This is a genomic window from Syntrophomonas sp. UBA5494 (assembly GCF_002426325.1).
The window spans coordinates 4,953-5,516 of sequence record NZ_DIPG01000085.1 but is presented as its reverse complement, the minus strand read 5'-3'; the positions used below and the strand labels follow the sequence as shown (position 1 = coordinate 5,516).

The window sequence follows — 564 nt, the reverse complement described above, 5'->3', positions numbered from 1 at the left end:
ACTGAAAGGCAGGGGGGTAAGGGAGAATGAAAGTGATGTATGGATTTAAACTGCGCAATAAAGCTATTTGTTGTTTGCTGATAGCCTTGATGGTCTTAACCGCTCTGCCAATGTCCGCATTTGCAGATCAAACTTATAAACAAAATACCGTTACTGAAAACGCCAATACTGCAACCGTGCCTACCGTGAGTGAAGAAAAGTCATCGGATTTAAATGAGCTTCCAGAAAGTGAAAAAAGCTCAGACAAGGAGCTAATAAAGCAAGACAAAAAAGATCCGGCTATAGAATTGAAATTAAAGCTTACTAAAGAAGTGCCTTTTGATATCCCCAAGGAAAAATCCGTGCCCGAACCCCAAACGGTATACCTGACCCTGCCCGGAGAAGGCTATCAACCTTACCGAGATTCCGTTATCTATCAGACGCTAAAAGATAAAGGCATGCTTGATATTTTCGATCAGCTCATTCAGCATGAAGCGAATCCTGCAGATGAACAATTACCTGAAGAAATCGTGCCTGAGGTTGAGAAAGATCCTAATGGACCAACCCCTGAAGACCCCGAGCAAC

1 protein-coding gene is annotated in these 564 nt (G+C 42.9%); it reads left to right on the top strand.

Translation table 11 applies throughout. The features are described from left to right. Window positions 1–26: 26 nt before the first annotated feature. The coding region (locus tag B3W37_RS09395) for a hypothetical protein (protein WP_483175519.1) at window positions 27–564 on the top strand (538 nt) is incomplete at its 3' end.